Below are 16,187 nucleotides of genomic sequence, written 5' to 3'. Positions count from 1 at the left end.
TAAACGTGCTCTTATCACTCAGGAAATGCTTCCTGCAGGTCTTAGCACCTTTCCGTCGTAAACGGTAGGTTGCCGGGCGTCATCGGGCCAGTCCCTCTGCCAACTCTTTATAAGAGATTATGAAATTTGGTTGTGTTCGGTTTTGCTATAATCGCTATATTAACGATATGTGGAAATATTGTCAATATTCTTTTTTAAAAAATTCTGTGTCGGGTTTGCAGAATTAATTCTACACACCACTCCCACACTACAAAAAAGCCCTCCCAAACCGGGAGGGCTATCAATCAGAATTTATTTTTCACCATACGCAAGGGACGCTTCCACGAAGTCTCTGAATAGAGGCTGCGGGCGGGTCGGGCGTGAGGTGAATTCCGGGTGGAATTGAGATGCAACGAACCATGGGTGGTCGCTCAGCTCGATGATTTCCACAAGGCGGCCATCAGGGCTTGTGCCTGAGAAGATAAAGCCGGCTTTTTCCATTTGCTCACGGTAGTGATTGTTGAATTCGAAGCGGTGACGGTGACGTTCGTATACAACTTCCCCGTCGTAGGCCGCATAGGCTTTTGAACCTTTTGTCAGCTTACATGGGTATAGTCCGAGACGCAGTGTCCCGCCAAGGTCTTCGATGTCCTTTTGTTCTGGTAATAGATCGATGACCGGGTATGGCGTTTCAGGATTCAACTCAGCTGAGTGAGCTCCTTCCATACCAAGTACATTACGAGCATATTCGACAGATGCAAGCTGCATACCAAGGCAGATTCCAAGGAACGGAATCTTATTTTCACGGGCATATTGAGTCGCAGCGATCTTCCCTTCGACACCACGGTCACCGAAGCCGCCTGGTACAAGGATTCCATCCACGTCAGCAAGCTTCTCCGCAACATTTTCGTTATCGACAAGCTCAGAGTTCAACCATCTCACTTCAATATCGCTATCAAAATGATATCCTGCATGACGAAGAGCTTCCACTACAGAAATATAGGCATCCTGCAGTTCAACATATTTCCCGACAAGGGCAATCCTTGTTTTGCGGGAAAGATTTTTCACCCGGTCAACCAGTTCATTCCACTCGGTCATATCTGCTTCATGGCAGTTCAGTTTCAAGTGCTGACAAGTGATTTCATCAAGTTTCTGATCCTGAAGGGCAAGTGGTACAGAATAAAGTGTATCTGCATCCATCGCTTCGATTACCGCATGTTTATCGATATCACAGAATAACGCGATCTTGTCTTTCATATCCTGGGTCATCGGCATTTCTGTACGCACGACGATGACATTCGGCTGGATACCGAGACTGCGAAGTTCTTTTACACTGTGCTGAGTCGGTTTCGTCTTCATTTCACCTGCCGCTTTAATGTAAGGGATCAGCGTACAGTGAATATACATCACGTTGTCACGACCGACATCACTCTTGATCTGGCGGATCGCTTCAAGGAATGGAAGAGACTCGATATCCCCTACCGTACCACCGATCTCCGTGATCACGACATCGGAATTCGTTTCGCGGCCGGCACGGTAAACGCGCTCTTTGATTTCATTTGTGATATGCGGTATGACCTGCACTGTTCCGCCCAAATAATCTCCGCGGCGCTCTTTTTTCAGTACAGTAGAATAGATTTTACCTGTTGTCACAGAGCTGTATTTCGTCAGATTGATATCAACGAAACGCTCGTAGTGACCAAGGTCAAGATCCGTCTCGGCACCATCATCGGTTACGAATACTTCTCCGTGCTGATAAGGACTCATCGTTCCCGGATCCACGTTGATGTATGGATCGAACTTCTGGATCGTGACGCTCACTCCACGGTTTTTCAATAGTCTTCCAAGGGACGCTGCTGTAATCCCTTTCCCTAGTGACGACACCACGCCGCCTGTTACGAAAATATACTTAGTCATGTATATGTCCCCCTTATAAAGTAAGTTTGGTTCAAAAAAAGTAGAGGGTGTCTCTTATGTAGTTATGTCATGAATTTATCTTGTTCAAAGAAGGACAAGTCCATTCTCCTAAAATAAATCCATGTGCATAAACCAGCTAAAAGACAGCCTCTTATTATTAAGATACGTAAAGATGTAAGGGGTCTTAAAAGAATCGATCCTTCACATTTAAAACCTTGTCATGTCAAAGCATTCTTCTGTATAAAAACAAAAAACGCCCCGCTTACAATCTTGTAAGGGGAGCGTGATATACGTAATCTGTCCCTTTTTAGGGAGCCCAAATAAAATACTACCTTCCTAAGAGGTAGAAGTCAAGCATAGAATAAGGGATAGAATTTTCACTCATTTCACGCAAATCAAAAGGCCCCCGGAAGGCCCAAAAGCCTGGCGGGAGCCGCACTGATTCGGAGGAGATTATTTCTCTTCCTCTTCTTCCAATTCATCTTCTTCGTCTTCGTCTTCATCGTCGGCTTCGTCGAATTCATCGATCTCGAGCTCTTCCTCGTCGTCATCGATATCAAGATCCTCGTCTGCATCATCAACCTCGACATCGTCGTCGTCATCCGTCAGATCATCATCGTCATCTGCATCATCAAGATCTTCATAATCAAGATCTTCATCATCCAGATCATCGAAATCTTCAAGATCCAGATCTTCGTCTTTCTTCTTCGCCTTTTTCTTCTTGCTGGATTTCATCGTTGGAACGGTCTCTTCCTCAATTTGATCAACCGGGTACCATTCTCTTAATCCCCAACGGTTATCACCCATGGCAATGTATCGTCCGTCGATATTCAAGTCCGTGTAGAATTGAAGTAAACGGCTCTTAACCTCTTTATCAGAGATTTCAAGCAAACCTTTGATTTCCTTTACGATCTCTTCAAAGGCCATCGCTTGCTTTTTCTCTACTAAAATTTCATGTGCCAATTCAATGAATGATGTTTGACGCAATTCTTCTTTGGATAATTGCTTAAGACTCACTTTACGCACTTCCTTTCTCTATTTCACACTCTACTAAGTAGAGTAAAAAAGGGCAAAAATTCTCCATTATCAATTTTAACCATATTCAACATTATAAACAATATAAATCACTTTATGCTAGACATATCTCGTTTTTCCCGCATTTTTTTCGCATTTGATTTCAAGATGGCCTCCCATTTCCTACCTTCTCTTCTTTCTGAGCGTTTTTGATCACCCGGAACGCTTCATAGAATAGATAAAAAGAGAGCAGGAAAAAAGGGATGGCGCCCAGTTGAAATTGATATAAAAGGATGGCGGCGTATATGGTGATGATGAATAGTATGTAGCGTAAAATGGTCTTCACAGTCTCACATCCAAACGTATGTATCGTATTTCCCCGTTACTTGTCTGATAATTCTTATTATATAGGATATCTTACCCTATAAGTATTAAGTTCATGTTAAAAATTGGTTGATTTCGTATAAAGGATAGACGGTTTGGCGGGTTTTTAAACTTGTTGGGCTTTCTTTTTATTTTTTTATAAGCTTGAAACGTGACAAAAACCACCATCATTCATACTATGCATACTGTTCATCAAATATAAGCCACCTGTAAAAAAGAGACTACTGCACCCCTACAGTAGTCTCTTTTCCTTTTATTTGTTACATATTGCGTCGGTATTGGCCGCCTACTTCGTAGAGGGCGCGTGTGATTTGGCCGAGGCTTGCGACTTTTACGGTTTCCATGAGTTGTTCGAAGATGTTTCCTCCGCCCACTGCTGCCTGTTTCAGACGGGTGAGGGCTTCTTCGGTTTGGTCTTTATGTTGAGATTGGAAGTCCCGCAGATTATGAATTTGTGTTTCTTTTTCTTCTTTTGTGGCACGTGCCAGTTCCATGCTGTCCATTTGTTCTTCTGAAGGTGGATTCGGATTCAGGTACGTGTTCACTCCTACGATCGGAAGCTCACCGGAATGTTTCTTCATTTCGTAGAACATGGATTCCTCCTGGATCTTCCCGCGTTGATACTGGGTCTCCATGGATCCGAGTACGCCGCCGCGGTCATTTAAGCGGTCGAATTCTGTGAGGACCATTTCTTCCACGAGATCCGTCAGCTCTTCTACGATGAACGATCCTTGAAGCGGATTTTCATTTTTCGATAATCCGTGCTCTTTCGTGATAATCATCTGGATCGCCATGGCACGGCGCACGGATTCCTCCGTCGGTGTCGTAATCGCTTCGTCATAGGCATTCGTGTGCAGGGAGTTACAGTTATCCTGCAAGGCCATCAACGCTTGGAGCGTCGTACGGATATCGTTGAAATCAATCTCCTGTGCATGGAGTGAACGACCGGATGTTTGAATATGGTACTTCAGCTTCTGACTGCGTTCGTTGGCACCATATTTATCTCTCATAACCGTTGACCAAATTCGTCGTGCGACGCGTCCGATCACCGTATACTCGGGATCGAGGCCGTTTGAGAAGAAGAACGATAAGTTTGGTGCAAAGGCGTTGATATCCATTCCGCGGCTTAAATAGTATTCCACGTACGTAAACCCGTTCGCCAATGTGAAGGCAAGCTGGGAAATCGGGTTCGCTCCCGCTTCGGCGATATGATAGCCGGAAATCGATACAGAGTAATAGTTTCGTACTTTGTGATCGATGAAGTACTGCTGGATATCCCCCATCATGCGCAGGGCGAATTCGGTTGAGAAGATACAAGTGTTCTGACCCTGATCTTCTTTTAAAATATCTGCCTGAACCGTTCCGCGGACGACTTGAAGGGTCTGTTCCTTTACTTCCACATACTCTTCCACCGTTAATACGCGGCCGATCTCTTCTTCCTTCATACGGATCTGCTGATCAATCGCCGTGTTCATATACATGGCAAGGATAATCGGTGCCGGACCATTGATCGTCATAGACACGGATGTAGAAGGAGCACACAGGTCAAAACCTGCATACAGCTTCTTCATATCTTCAAGCGTACAGATGCTCACGCCGCTCTCTCCGACTTTTCCGTAGATGTCCGGACGGTGATCCGGATCTTCACCGTATAACGTCACAGAATCAAAGGCGGTACTCAATCGTTTCGCATCATCATCTTTGGATAAATAGTGGAAACGGCGGTTCGTCCGTTCAGGTGTTCCTTCACCGGCGAACTGACGCTTCGGATCTTCCCCTTTGCGTTTGAACGGGAATACTCCTGCCGTGTAAGGGAATGAGCCTGGAACATTCTCTTTATAGACCCAATCGAGAATCTGACCGTAGTCTTTGTATTTCGGAAGGGATACTTTCGGGATATCGAGTCCGGATAAACTCTTTGTCTTTAACTCCGTGACGATTTCTTTATCACGGATCTTTGTGATGAACTGATCCTTGCTGTAGGTTTCTTTAAGATCATCCCATTTTTGCAAAATCTGTTTCGATTCTGATGTTAATTTGTTTTCTACTTCATCTTTCAACGTTTGAAGGGACGTTACGACCCCGTCATTCGTTTCTTTTTCATTGACCGCTTCGATTGCCCCTTCAAGCTGGAATAATCGGCGTGCCAGGTTCACCTGCTCTTCTGCTTTTTTATGATAATTACGGACGGTTTCCGCAATCTCACGCAGATAATAACGGCGATTATTTGGGATGATGACGTTCTGCTTCTCGACATCGACATCTTTCGAGAAGCCCGTTTTCCAATCCAGCTCCATTTTCTTGTTCACCGTTTCCACGATAGCGGCAAATAAGGCATTGGTTCCAGGATCATTGAACTGGCTGGCAATCGTTCCGTACACAGGCATGTCATCGAGATCTTTATCAAAGAGCATATGACTGCGCTGGTACTGCTTCTGTACCTGGCGTCTCGCATCCTCCGAGCCTTTGCGCTCGAATTTATTGATAACGATCAGATCGGCAAAATCGATCATATCGATTTTTTCCAGCTGGGACGGAGCTCCGAACTCACTAGTCATGACGTACATGGACATATCACAGATCTCTGCGATTTCCGCATCCCCCTGCCCGATCCCGCTCGTTTCCACGACGATCAGGTCATATCCTGCCGCTTTCACAACATTAATTGCGTCCTTAATCGCCAGTGAAAGTTCCGTTTTCGACCCACGGGTAGCAAGGCTTCGCATGTAAACACGGGGATTGAAGATCGCATTCATGCGGATACGGTCCCCTAGTAGGGCTCCTCCCGTTTTTTGTTTCGTTGGATCGATGGACAGAATCGCGATTTTCTTTTCAGGAAGCTCGTTGGTGAAACGACGGATCAGTTCATCCGTCAGGGAACTCTTCCCAGCTCCACCCGTCCCGGTAATCCCCAAGACAGGCGCTTTTTTCGCCAAGCTCTTGATTTCAGAAAAAACGGTCTGGGCTGTAGCCGCCACTTCTTCATTCGCTCCGACTTGATACTCGGCAAGTGAAATCAGCTTCGACACTGTGTTCACATTTCCAGTCGAAAGCTTCTCGACTTCCTGATTGACGCTTCCCTTGATGGTAGGGAAATCACATTCCTCGATCATCTTATTGATCATCCCTTGAAGACCCTGCGTACGTCCGTCTTCAGGAGAGAAGATGCGGGCGATCCCGTATTCGTGAAGTTCTTTAATTTCACGCGGGATGATCACTCCGCCGCCTCCGCCATAAATGCGGATATGGGAAGCCCCTCTTTCTTTTAAAAGGTCGTACATATATTTAAAGTATTCCACGTGTCCACCCTGATAGGATGAAATCGCAATACCCTGAACATCTTCCTGAATAGCGGCATTGACGACTTCCTCTACAGAACGGTTATGGCCCAAGTGGATGACTTCTGCCCCACTTGCCTGGATAATCCGACGCATTATGTTGATCGACGCATCATGTCCGTCAAACAGGCTCGATGCCGTGACAAAACGAACATGGTGCTTTGGTTTATAAATCTCAACCGTGCTCATATTACTCCCCCTGTTCTCCCTTGTTTTTCAAATCCGATGATTCCTGCAAAAAGTAGTTCGATTTGAAGATCGATGTATTCCTCCAGCGTAAATCGTTTCTGCATGGCCCAACGACGGAATCCCCACATCTGTCCCTGGACGAATACATTCTGGGCCAGCATATGGATCTGATCTTCATCAAGCTCAAGTCTTCCACTGTCGACGCAGCCTTTAATGAGATCTTCCACCATTCCCACCATTTCAAGTTCCTTGCGCAGAACATAGGGAAGGGCGTCCTTTGACAGTGATTTCGCTTCCTGATACATGACAAGGACTTCATCCTGCATCCGGTCCATCACCTTGAAATAATGGGCAATGCCGAGCCTCAAACTCTCAATCGTCCCTTTGCCGACATCTAGCTCCTCAAGCTCCAATCGAACCTGCTCATAAATGCTGTCACACACTAAATACAGGACATCTTCCTTTGTTCGTATATATTCATACAGCGTTCCGATACTGAATCCGGCGGCCTTTGCAATCTCTCTAGTCGTGGTGCGGTGAAACCCCTTTTGTTTAAACAGAGAGACGGCCCCGCGAATCATCTGATCACGCCGCTTTTTCACCAAACGCTCATCCTTAACCGAAGCATGAACTTCCCTCTTCTTATTCAAAACAACCGACCGCCTTTATATTCCGATTCTCCCATTGACCCCTAATTCCTATCCTGACTACTTCATCCCCCAACAAAGCAATCAGATCCCGGACGACAAACCTTACTTCGTCACCATCCGCGAAATAACCAATCTCTGAATCTCCTGCGTTCCCTCATAAATCTGAGTGATCTTCGCATCACGCATATAACGCTCCACCGGATAATCCTTCGTGTAGCCATAACCACCGAAGATCTGAACCGCTTCCGTCGTCACTTTCATCGCCGTATCCCCGGCCATCAGCTTCGACATCGCCGATTCTTTACCGTATGGAAGCCCTTCAGACTCAAGCCAAGCAGCTTGATAGGTTAATAGACGTGAAGCCTCGATGGATGTCGCCATATCAGCGATCTTAAATGAAATCCCCTGGTTCGCCGCAATCGGTTTACCGAACTGCTCACGCTCTTTTGCGTAATCAACGGAGGCATCAAGTGCTCCCTGGGCAATCCCCACTGCTTGAGCGGCAATCCCGTTACGTCCGCCATCAAGTGTCATCATCGCAATCTTGAAGCCATCGCCTTCGTTGCCGAGCATATTCTCTTTCGGTACCTTGCAATCTTCAAATACGATTTCAGTCGTCGGCGAAGAACGGATTCCGAGCTTCTTCTCTTTCTTTCCAACGGAGAACCCTTCGAAGTCTGCCTCTACGATGAACGCACTCGTTCCACGCTGGCGCTGTGATGGATCTGTCAAAGCAAATACGATATACGTATCAGCGATTCCACCGTTTGTGATGAAAATTTTAGAGCCATTCAATACGTAGTGATCTCCTTCTAAACGGGCCGTCGTCTTCATGCCACCTGCATCAGATCCTGAACCCGGCTCAGTCAAGCCGTAAGCCCCGATCTTTTCACCCTGCGCCATTGGACGAAGGTATTTCTGTTTCTGCTCTTCCGTACCGAATTTGTATACCGGCCATCCAGCCAATGAAGTATGGGCAGAAAGTGTAACACCTGTAGACGCACACACTCTTGATAGTTCTTCAACAGCGATACAATACGCCAGATAGTCACTGCCGATCCCGCCGTACTCTTCCGGCCAAGGAATCCCCGTCAACCCAAGCTCCGCCATCTTCTTGAACAGATCCATATCAAAACGCTCTTCCTCATCACGCTCAGCAGCAGTAGGAGCCACCTCATTCCGCGCAAAATCACGCACCATCTTACGTATCATTTCATGCTCTTCCGACAATTTAAAATTCATCTCAACTTCCTCCTCATATCTACTTCATACCGGGTCTGGCACCCTAAAAAACCAGCCATGCAACAAACCTCTTTACGCCACGAAACACTAAAATATTAATCGGGGCCTGACACGCTTCAGAATATATGCACAACGACACCCTATCAAAATTTCAAATAAACACTTTCATCTACACCAACAAATGCTTCCCAATCACCATCCGCTGAATCTCACTCGTACCCTCATAAATCTCCGTCACCTTCGCATCACGGAACAACCGCTCCACCGGATACTCCTTCGTGTAGCCATATCCGCCATACACCTGAATCGCTTCCGTCGATACTTCAACGGCTGTTTTCGAAGCAAACAGCTTAGCCATACTCGCTTCTTTCCCACAGGAGATGTTGTTAGAGCGCAGATTCGCAGCCCTGTACACAAGGAGCTTCGAGCCTTCAACGGCCGTCGCCATATCGGCAAGCTTAAAGCCGATTCCCTGCTGCGCGGCGATCGGCTTGCCGAATTGCACCCGTTCTTTTGCATAAGCCGTAGAGTAATCGAAAGCCGCTTCGGCGATTCCGAGTGCCTGCGCGGCAATTCCGATCCTGCCGGCATCCAGGTTCGCCATGGCTATCTTGAACCCTTCCCCTTCTTCACCGAGAAGGTTTTCAGTCGGGACCTTCATATCTTCAAACGTCAGCTGGACGGTCCGGGAACCGTGCAGCCCCATTTTATGTTCATCTTTCCCGATCACAAGACCAGGTGTATCCTTTTCAACGATGAAGGCCGATACCCCACGGCTCCCCTTCGTCGAATCCGTCGTCGCAAATACAATATACGTATCCGCTTCCCCACCATTCGTGATGAAGACTTTCGATCCGTTCACCACATAGTGGTCCCCGCGCTTTTCGGCCCGGGATTTGAGGCTCTTCGCATCGGATCCTGCACTTGGCTCCGTCAGGCAGAAGGCCCCTAAATACTCACCTGTTGCAAGCTTTGGAAGATACTTTTGTTTCTGTTCTTCGTTTCCAAAGTAAAGGATCGGATTGGTTCCTACAGATGTATGAACCGACAGGATGACCCCGATGGTGGCGCTTACTTTCGATAACTCATGAATCGCGATGATATACGAGGTGAAATCCATCTCAGACCCGCCATATTTCTCCGGGATCGTGATCCCCATCAAACCAAGTTCGGCCATCTTTTTTAAAATATCCCTCGGAAACTCTCCCGCTTCCATCTTCTCGATGAATGGCTGGATTTCTGTTTCGGCAAAATCCCGGACCATCTTTCTCATCATCTGCTGCTCTTCCGTGAATCGTAACTCCATGACTGTTTCCTCCCTGATGTTCGTCGTGATCACTCGTACGAATAGAAGCCGCGGCCCGTTTTCTTGCCCAGCCAGCCTGCTTTTACATATTTTCTCAATAGCGGGCATGGACGGTATTTATCATCACCGAAGCCTTCGTGCAGGGTTTCCATGATATAAAGACATGTATCGAGTCCGATGAAGTCAGCCAGAGTTAGCGGTCCCATCGGGTGATTCATACCGAGCTTCATTACTTCATCGATCGCCTCTTTGCTCGCCACCCCTTCATAAAGGGTGAAGATCGCTTCATTGATCATCGGCATCAGTATGCGGTTTGAAACGAATCCAGGAAAGTCTTCCACTTCCACAGGTACTTTATTGAGGGATTTCGTCATGTCTTCGATCGCCTGATACACTTCGTCCGTCGTCGCAAGTCCACGAATGATTTCAACAAGCTTCATCACTGGGACGGGATTCATGAAATGCATCCCGATCACTTGTTTCGGACGCTTTGTTGCTGCAGCGATTTCTGTGATCGGAAGGGATGAAGTATTGGAAGCAAGGATGGTATGCTCCGGCGTGATCTCATCCAACTGAGCAAAAATCTTCGTCTTGATGTCCATATTTTCAACTGCTGCTTCGATGACAAGATCCACTTCCTTTGCATCGTGGATATCCGTTGAAGCCTTCAGTCGGTTGATGGTAGCGGTTTTATCTTCTTCAGACATTCTCCCTTTTTCAACGGAACGCGTCAGATTCTTCGTGATGACACCCATTCCCTTTTGGACAAACTCTTCTTTCAAATCGTTCAGGTATACGTTGAATCCTGCCTGTGCACAGACCTGGGCGATACCCGAGCCCATTTGTCCTGCGCCGATGACCATTATGTTTTTGATGTTCATTGTGTTCTCCCCTTTGTTATATGAGACTAGTAATCTAGTTGGTTTTTTTGTGGGTCAGCTGCTGAACTATTGGTGTGTACCAGGTACATTTCACCGATTGTATACCTGGTACAAACAACACCATTTGTACCAGGTACAAACAACTCCACCTACTGCTTCCCTACCTCAATCATAATCGCATCCCCTTGACCGCCGCCGCTGCAGATCGAGGCAATCCCGATTCCTCCTCCGCGGCGTTTCAGTTCGTATGCGAGTGTCAGGATGATGCGTGCCCCGCTTGCTCCGATCGGATGACCAAGGGCAACGGCTCCACCGTTCACATTGACTTTCTCCGGATCAAGACCGGCGATTTTCCCGCTCGTTAAAGCCACGGCTGCAAATGCTTCGTTAATTTCAAACAGATCGATCTCTTCCAGTGATTTCCCTGTTTTCTTGAGAAGCTCGTTGATCACAAGTCCCGGTGTTTGCGGGAAATCCTTTGCCTCAACGGCGATGGCCGTATGCCCAAGAATCGTCGCTAATGGTTGCTTCCCTTCTTTCACCGCTCTTTCCTCGCTCATGAGGACCATGGCTGCCGCTCCGTCGTTGACGCCTGGAGCGTTTCCGGCTGTAATGGTTCCTTCTGATCCGAAGACCGGCCCTAATTTAGCCAGCGCCTCGATGGATGTTTCTTTACGTGGGGCTTCATCTTTTGCGACGACAGCCGGATCTCTTTTGCGTTGCGGAACCTCAACGGCAACGATTTCTTCACCGAGCACACCCTCCTCGGTCGCTTTTACGGATCTGTGATGGCTTCTCAGTGCCCACTCATCCTGCTCTTCTCTTGATAGTTCAAATTCCTTCGCTGTTTCATTTCCGTACGTTCCCATGTGGACGTTGTTGAAGCTGCACGTCAATCCATCGTGAACCATCAGATCCTTTACTTGTGAATCTCCCATTTTGAATCCCCAACGCGCTTTCGGAAGGATGTAAGGGGCATTGGACATGGATTCCATTCCACCTGCCACGATCACTTCACCGTCGCCTGCACGGATGATCTGGTCTCCCAGTGTGACGCTGCGCATTCCTGATGCACAAACTTTATTAATGGTTTCCGTTTTGACATTCCAAGGTAAGCCCGCGTGGCGTGAAGCTTGACGTGAAGGGATTTGTCCCTGTCCCCCTTGTAAAACGGATCCGAGGATGACTTCTTCCACTTCTTCACCGCTTACTCCGGCCCGTTTCAAGGCTTCCTTTACTGCGAAACCGCCAAGCTCTGAAGCTGTAAAACCGCTGAGGCTTCCCCCGAATTTACCAAAAGGTGTTCTTGCTCCGTCTAGAATAACCGTTTTCCCCATCTCCATCGCTCTCCTTTATATGGATTTATCCGTCATTTTGTATCCGCTTTCAATTTGCCTTAAAAAAATTTGATCGACTTTCGACTGAACGCTCGCTCAACTAATCCCCATAAGAGAAGGGACAATTTTTGTCCCCGATATATCTTTATTGTACTTCATTTTGAGTGCAAACGCACCCGATTTTTTAGAATGTTTTTATTTTTCCATCAAATTTATTATTGTAGAAAAACAATAGGAGTGAAACGCAATAGAAACTATTTTGTTTCACTCCTGAATATGTGTCTAATTCATTATTGTGTTGATAATATTCTTTTTAAGATGCAGCCGGTTGGTCCTTTAGATCGCCACAAACGGCTTTTTCAAGGATTTCTGCTACATCCAGCGTAGAAACCGTTTCTTCCACTTCCTTCGCTTTCGTACCATCCGACAGCATCGTCAGACAGTATGGACAGCCCGAGCTGATGACCGACGGACTGACTGCCAGTGCCTGCTCAGTACGGGAGACGTTGACGCGGTGTCCTGCGTCTTCTTCCATCCACATCAGTCCTCCACCTGCTCCACAGCACATGCCTTTTTCACGGTTACGTTCAATCTCGACCAATTTCACGCCGGAAATGGATTTCAGGATTTCACGAGGTGGATCGTACACTTCGTTGTAACGTCCAAGGTAACAGGAATCATGGAAGGTGATTGTTTCGTTCACTTCGTATTGAGGCTTCAAGCGACCTTCCTGTACCAGTTGATGAAGAAGTTCTGTATGGTGATAGACTTCCGCTTCCAGACCAAAGTCCGGATACTCATTTTTAAAAATGTTGTACGCATGCGGATCAATCGTTACGATTTTCTTGATTTCATGTTTTTCGAACTCAGCGATATTTTGACCGGCAAGCTCCTGGAACAAGAATTCGTTTCCGAGACGTCTCGGTGTATCACCGGAGTTCTTTTCTTTATTACCGAGAATCGCGAACTTCACGCCGGCTTCATTCATCAGCTTGGCGAAAGATAAAGCGATCTTTTGGCTTCGGTTATCGAATGAACCCATGGATCCGACCCAGAATAGGAATTCGAAGTCTTCCCCTGCTTTTTTCATTTCTTTTACCGTAGGAATCGTCACGTCTTCTCTCGCTTCACGCCAGTTTTCACGTTCTTTACGGTTCAGACCCCAAGGATTCCCCTGGCGCTCGATGTTTTGCATGGCGCGCTGTGCGTCGGCATCCATCTTCCCTTCCGTCAGAACGAGGTAGCGGCGAAGGTCAATGATTTTATCCACGTGCTCATTCATGACCGGACATTGGTCTTCACAGTTACGGCACGTTGTACATGCCCAGATTTCTTCTTCTGTGATGACGTCCCCGATCAGGCTTGGACTGTACGCAGCTCCTGCTGCCGCTTCTTCGGCCGCTTGAGTCGCACTTGCCATAGCTAATTGATTCCCTTTTGTGCCATTGAATGCGAATGTCGGCACCCATGGCTTCTTCTGCGTCACGACAGCACCGTGATTCGTCAGGTTATCACGAAGCTTGACGATCAGGTCCATAGGGGAAAGCATTTTCCCTGTTCCGGTTGCCGGACACATATTCGTACAACGACCACACTCCACACATGCGTAGAAGTCGATCATCTGATGCTGCGTAAACTCTTCAATTTTACCTACCCCGAAGCTTTCAGCTGACTCATCTTCAAAGTCGATCGGCTTAAGCTTTCCAGGGTTGTCTAAACGATTGAAATAAACATTGGCAGGACCTGCAATTAAATGCGCATGCTTGGATTGCGGCACATACACAAGGAATGCCAACAAGAATAGTAAATGAATCCACCAGGCCACATAGAAAATGGCGATGGACGCCGTTTCCCCGATGCCTCCAAGTGCTCCTGCGATCAGCGATGCAATAGGCTCCGTCCAGGCAAGGTCTTCACCGTGCCAAATGATGCCCATCCCGTTCCCGACTAGGACCGAAAGCATTAATCCACCGATGAACAAGAGAACAAGCCCTGATTTGAATCCTCTTTTTAAACGGACCAGCTTTTCCACATAGCGGCGATGGAACGCCCAGACAACCGCGACGAGGATCATCAGTGTGACGATCTCCTGGAAGAACGTGAAGCCTGGATATAGCGGCCCAAGTGGTAAGTGACTTCCCGGAGCAAGCCCCTTCCAGATGAAATCGATGGCCCCGAACTGGACAAGGATGAAACCGTAGAAGAACATGACGTGGATCGCTCCACTTTTCTTATCCTTCAGGAGTTTCTTCTGTCCGAAGACGTTAACCAGGATTTTCTGGAACCGTTCTTTGAATCGTTTATCGAATTCCACTTTTTTCCCGAGCTTAATATATTCAATTCTCGTCTTTACTACATACACAAACAGACTCAGTGCATAAACGGTCACAAGGATAAATGCGACCCAATTGAGAATGAGTAACCCATTCATAGACAAACACTCCCCCTTCATTGGCCTGATTTGAACATCCCCTTTGTTCAAACTTTTACAAACCAAATTAATATTCTGAATAGTTCATATCTCCATTATATTATGAATGAGCATTCAGTCAATGGTTTTTCTCAATAAAAATGAAAACCTTTTCATGAACGATTATTCATTCCTTGAAAACAAACAGGACTATTAGTACCCCCCACAGGTTTCAAAAGGACTCATGAAAGGGAAAAGAAGAAAGGATGTAATGTACGTAAGAAAGAGGACATACTAAAGATAATGCAAATGAGAGAGTGATTCTATGTGGTGGTTAATCCTACTGGTTCTCCTTGCCGCAATCATCGGATGGCTGATGCTCGATTTCAAATTGGGAAGAAGCCATTTCATCCGGACGCGGACAAGAAGAGATTATGAAAAGCGAAATAGTGATATTCAATTATTTTCAAGAGGCCCCGAGCTTTTTGATCAGATGTTTAAAGAGATGAGAGAAGCAACGTCTTCTATTCATGTATTATTTTATATCGTCCAGGATGACCATTTTGCCAACAGGTTCCTGGAACTGCTGAAAGGAAAGGCACAAGAAGGGATTGAAGTCCGTCTTCTGATGGACCAGATCGGCAGTCATAACGTCCCGAAGTCGAAGGTAAAGGAGCTTCGGGATGCAGGTGTGGAAGTCGATTATTGCCGAAGAGTCAAGTTTCCCTACCTGTTCTTTTCCTCCCAGCAGCGTAATCACCGGAAGATCACCGTCATCGATGGGGTGACCGGTTATTTGGGCGGGTACAACATCGGGAAGGAATATATCGATGAAAATGATAAGCCGGAGCTTTCTCCGTGGAGGGATTATCACCTCCGCCTCACAGGAGAAGGTGTTCATGATCTGCAAACGGAATTCTGTATTGACTGGTTCCGTACGACCCAGAAAGATTTAAAGGACGAAGCAGCGTATTTCCCTCCTTCTGAAAAAGGAAGCATCGAACATCGGATTTTCCCAACCGAGGGGATCAATATCGAAGACTTCTTTGGTAAATTCATCGACGAGGCACAAGATGAAATCATCATCGGTACGCCTTATTTCATTCCCACCCCCAAATTGATGGATACCCTTTTGGACGCGCTGGGCAGGGGTGTCACCGTCAAGATCATTATACCGAATAATGCCGATCATATGCTGGTGAAAGAAGCGGCCTTTCCGTATTTCAGACCGCTCCTCGCAAAGGGTGCGAAAGTGTATCAATTCTTGGACGGTTTTTACCATGCAAAAGTGATGGTCGTCGATGATCATTTCTGCGATATCGGCACTGGCAATTTTGATAAGCGCAGCTTCTTTATCAATTTAGAAATCAATAACCTGATTTACGATAAAGAATTTATCCAGACGTTGAAAACGGAAATGGAGAAAGACATGGCGGCATCCGACATGTTAAGCGAAAGCGACCTTTCATCGGTTTCCATGCTCACACGGTTAAAAGAACGCGTCGCTTCAGTCATTTCTATCTTACTTTAGGGGGGAGAC

11 protein-coding genes and 1 riboswitch are annotated in these 16,187 nt (G+C 46.7%); of the genes, 1 reads left to right on the top strand and 10 read right to left on the bottom strand.

Going from position 1 to position 16,187, the window contains the following annotated elements:
- Nucleotides 1-8: 8 nt before the first annotated feature.
- Nucleotides 9-116, bottom strand: a riboswitch (SAM riboswitch).
- 175 nt (nucleotides 117-291) lie between these two features.
- The 10 genes from ATG71_RS05150 to ATG71_RS05105 all read right to left on the bottom strand — a co-directional run bounded on the left by ATG71_RS05150 (nucleotide 292) and on the right by ATG71_RS05105 (nucleotide 14,668).
- Nucleotides 292-1,896 carry a CTP synthase gene (locus ATG71_RS05150; RefSeq protein WP_098438702.1) on the bottom strand — a complete coding sequence of 535 codons (1,605 nt, stop codon included), beginning with the start codon at nucleotides 1,894-1,896 and terminating at the stop codon, nucleotides 292-294.
- Between the two features lie 453 nt (nucleotides 1,897-2,349).
- Nucleotides 2,350-2,913 (bottom strand): DNA-directed RNA polymerase subunit delta, encoded by a 564-nt coding sequence (gene rpoE, locus ATG71_RS05145; protein ID WP_098438701.1) that lies wholly within the window; start codon nucleotides 2,911-2,913, stop codon nucleotides 2,350-2,352.
- 160 nt (nucleotides 2,914-3,073) lie between these two features.
- Nucleotides 3,074-3,256 (bottom strand): hypothetical protein, encoded by a 183-nt coding sequence (locus ATG71_RS05140; RefSeq protein WP_098438700.1) that lies wholly within the window; start codon nucleotides 3,254-3,256, stop codon nucleotides 3,074-3,076.
- 298 nt (nucleotides 3,257-3,554) lie between these two features.
- Nucleotides 3,555-6,821, bottom strand: a complete 3,267-nt coding sequence (icmF, locus tag ATG71_RS05135; protein ID WP_098438699.1) for a fused isobutyryl-CoA mutase/GTPase IcmF — start codon at nucleotides 6,819-6,821, stop codon at nucleotides 3,555-3,557.
- On the bottom strand, nucleotides 6,818-7,402 hold the full coding sequence (locus ATG71_RS05130; RefSeq protein ID WP_098441727.1) for a TetR/AcrR family transcriptional regulator: 585 nt from the start codon (nucleotides 7,400-7,402) through the stop codon (nucleotides 6,818-6,820). The genes icmF and ATG71_RS05130 overlap by 4 nt, the downstream gene beginning before the upstream one ends.
- Nucleotides 7,403-7,573: 171 nt before the next feature.
- Nucleotides 7,574-8,713, bottom strand: coding sequence for an acyl-CoA dehydrogenase (locus ATG71_RS05125; protein ID WP_034765086.1), 1,140 nt, complete (start codon nucleotides 8,711-8,713; stop codon nucleotides 7,574-7,576).
- 169 nt (nucleotides 8,714-8,882) lie between these two features.
- Complete coding sequence (locus ATG71_RS05120; protein ID WP_098438698.1) at nucleotides 8,883-10,019, bottom strand: acyl-CoA dehydrogenase; 1,137 nt, start codon at nucleotides 10,017-10,019, stop codon at nucleotides 8,883-8,885.
- 29 nt (nucleotides 10,020-10,048) lie between these two features.
- Entirely contained in the window at nucleotides 10,049-10,900 is an 852-nt protein-coding gene (locus ATG71_RS05115; protein WP_098438697.1) for a 3-hydroxybutyryl-CoA dehydrogenase, read from the bottom strand.
- 149 nt (nucleotides 10,901-11,049) lie between these two features.
- Entirely contained in the window at nucleotides 11,050-12,237 is a 1,188-nt protein-coding gene (locus ATG71_RS05110; protein WP_098438696.1) for an acetyl-CoA C-acetyltransferase, read from the bottom strand.
- 313 nt (nucleotides 12,238-12,550) lie between these two features.
- The gene (locus tag ATG71_RS05105; protein ID WP_098438695.1) at nucleotides 12,551-14,668 is read right to left on the bottom strand and encodes a 4Fe-4S dicluster domain-containing protein; all 2,118 of its coding nucleotides are present in this window, start codon (nucleotides 14,666-14,668) and stop codon (nucleotides 12,551-12,553) included.
- A 304-nt stretch (nucleotides 14,669-14,972) separates the two neighbouring features.
- Between ATG71_RS05105 and cls the strand changes: the two genes are divergently transcribed.
- A complete protein-coding gene (cls, locus tag ATG71_RS05100; protein WP_098438694.1) occupies nucleotides 14,973-16,178 on the top strand; it encodes a cardiolipin synthase in 1,206 nt (401 codons plus the stop codon).
- The last annotated feature ends 9 nt before the right edge of the window (nucleotides 16,179-16,187 follow it).

Origin of the sequence: Bacillus sp. es.034, assembly GCF_002563655.1 — a bacterium.
Lineage (GTDB): Bacteria > Bacillota > Bacilli > Bacillales > Bacillaceae_B > Rossellomorea.
This window is presented reverse-complemented; position numbering and strand designations above follow the sequence as displayed.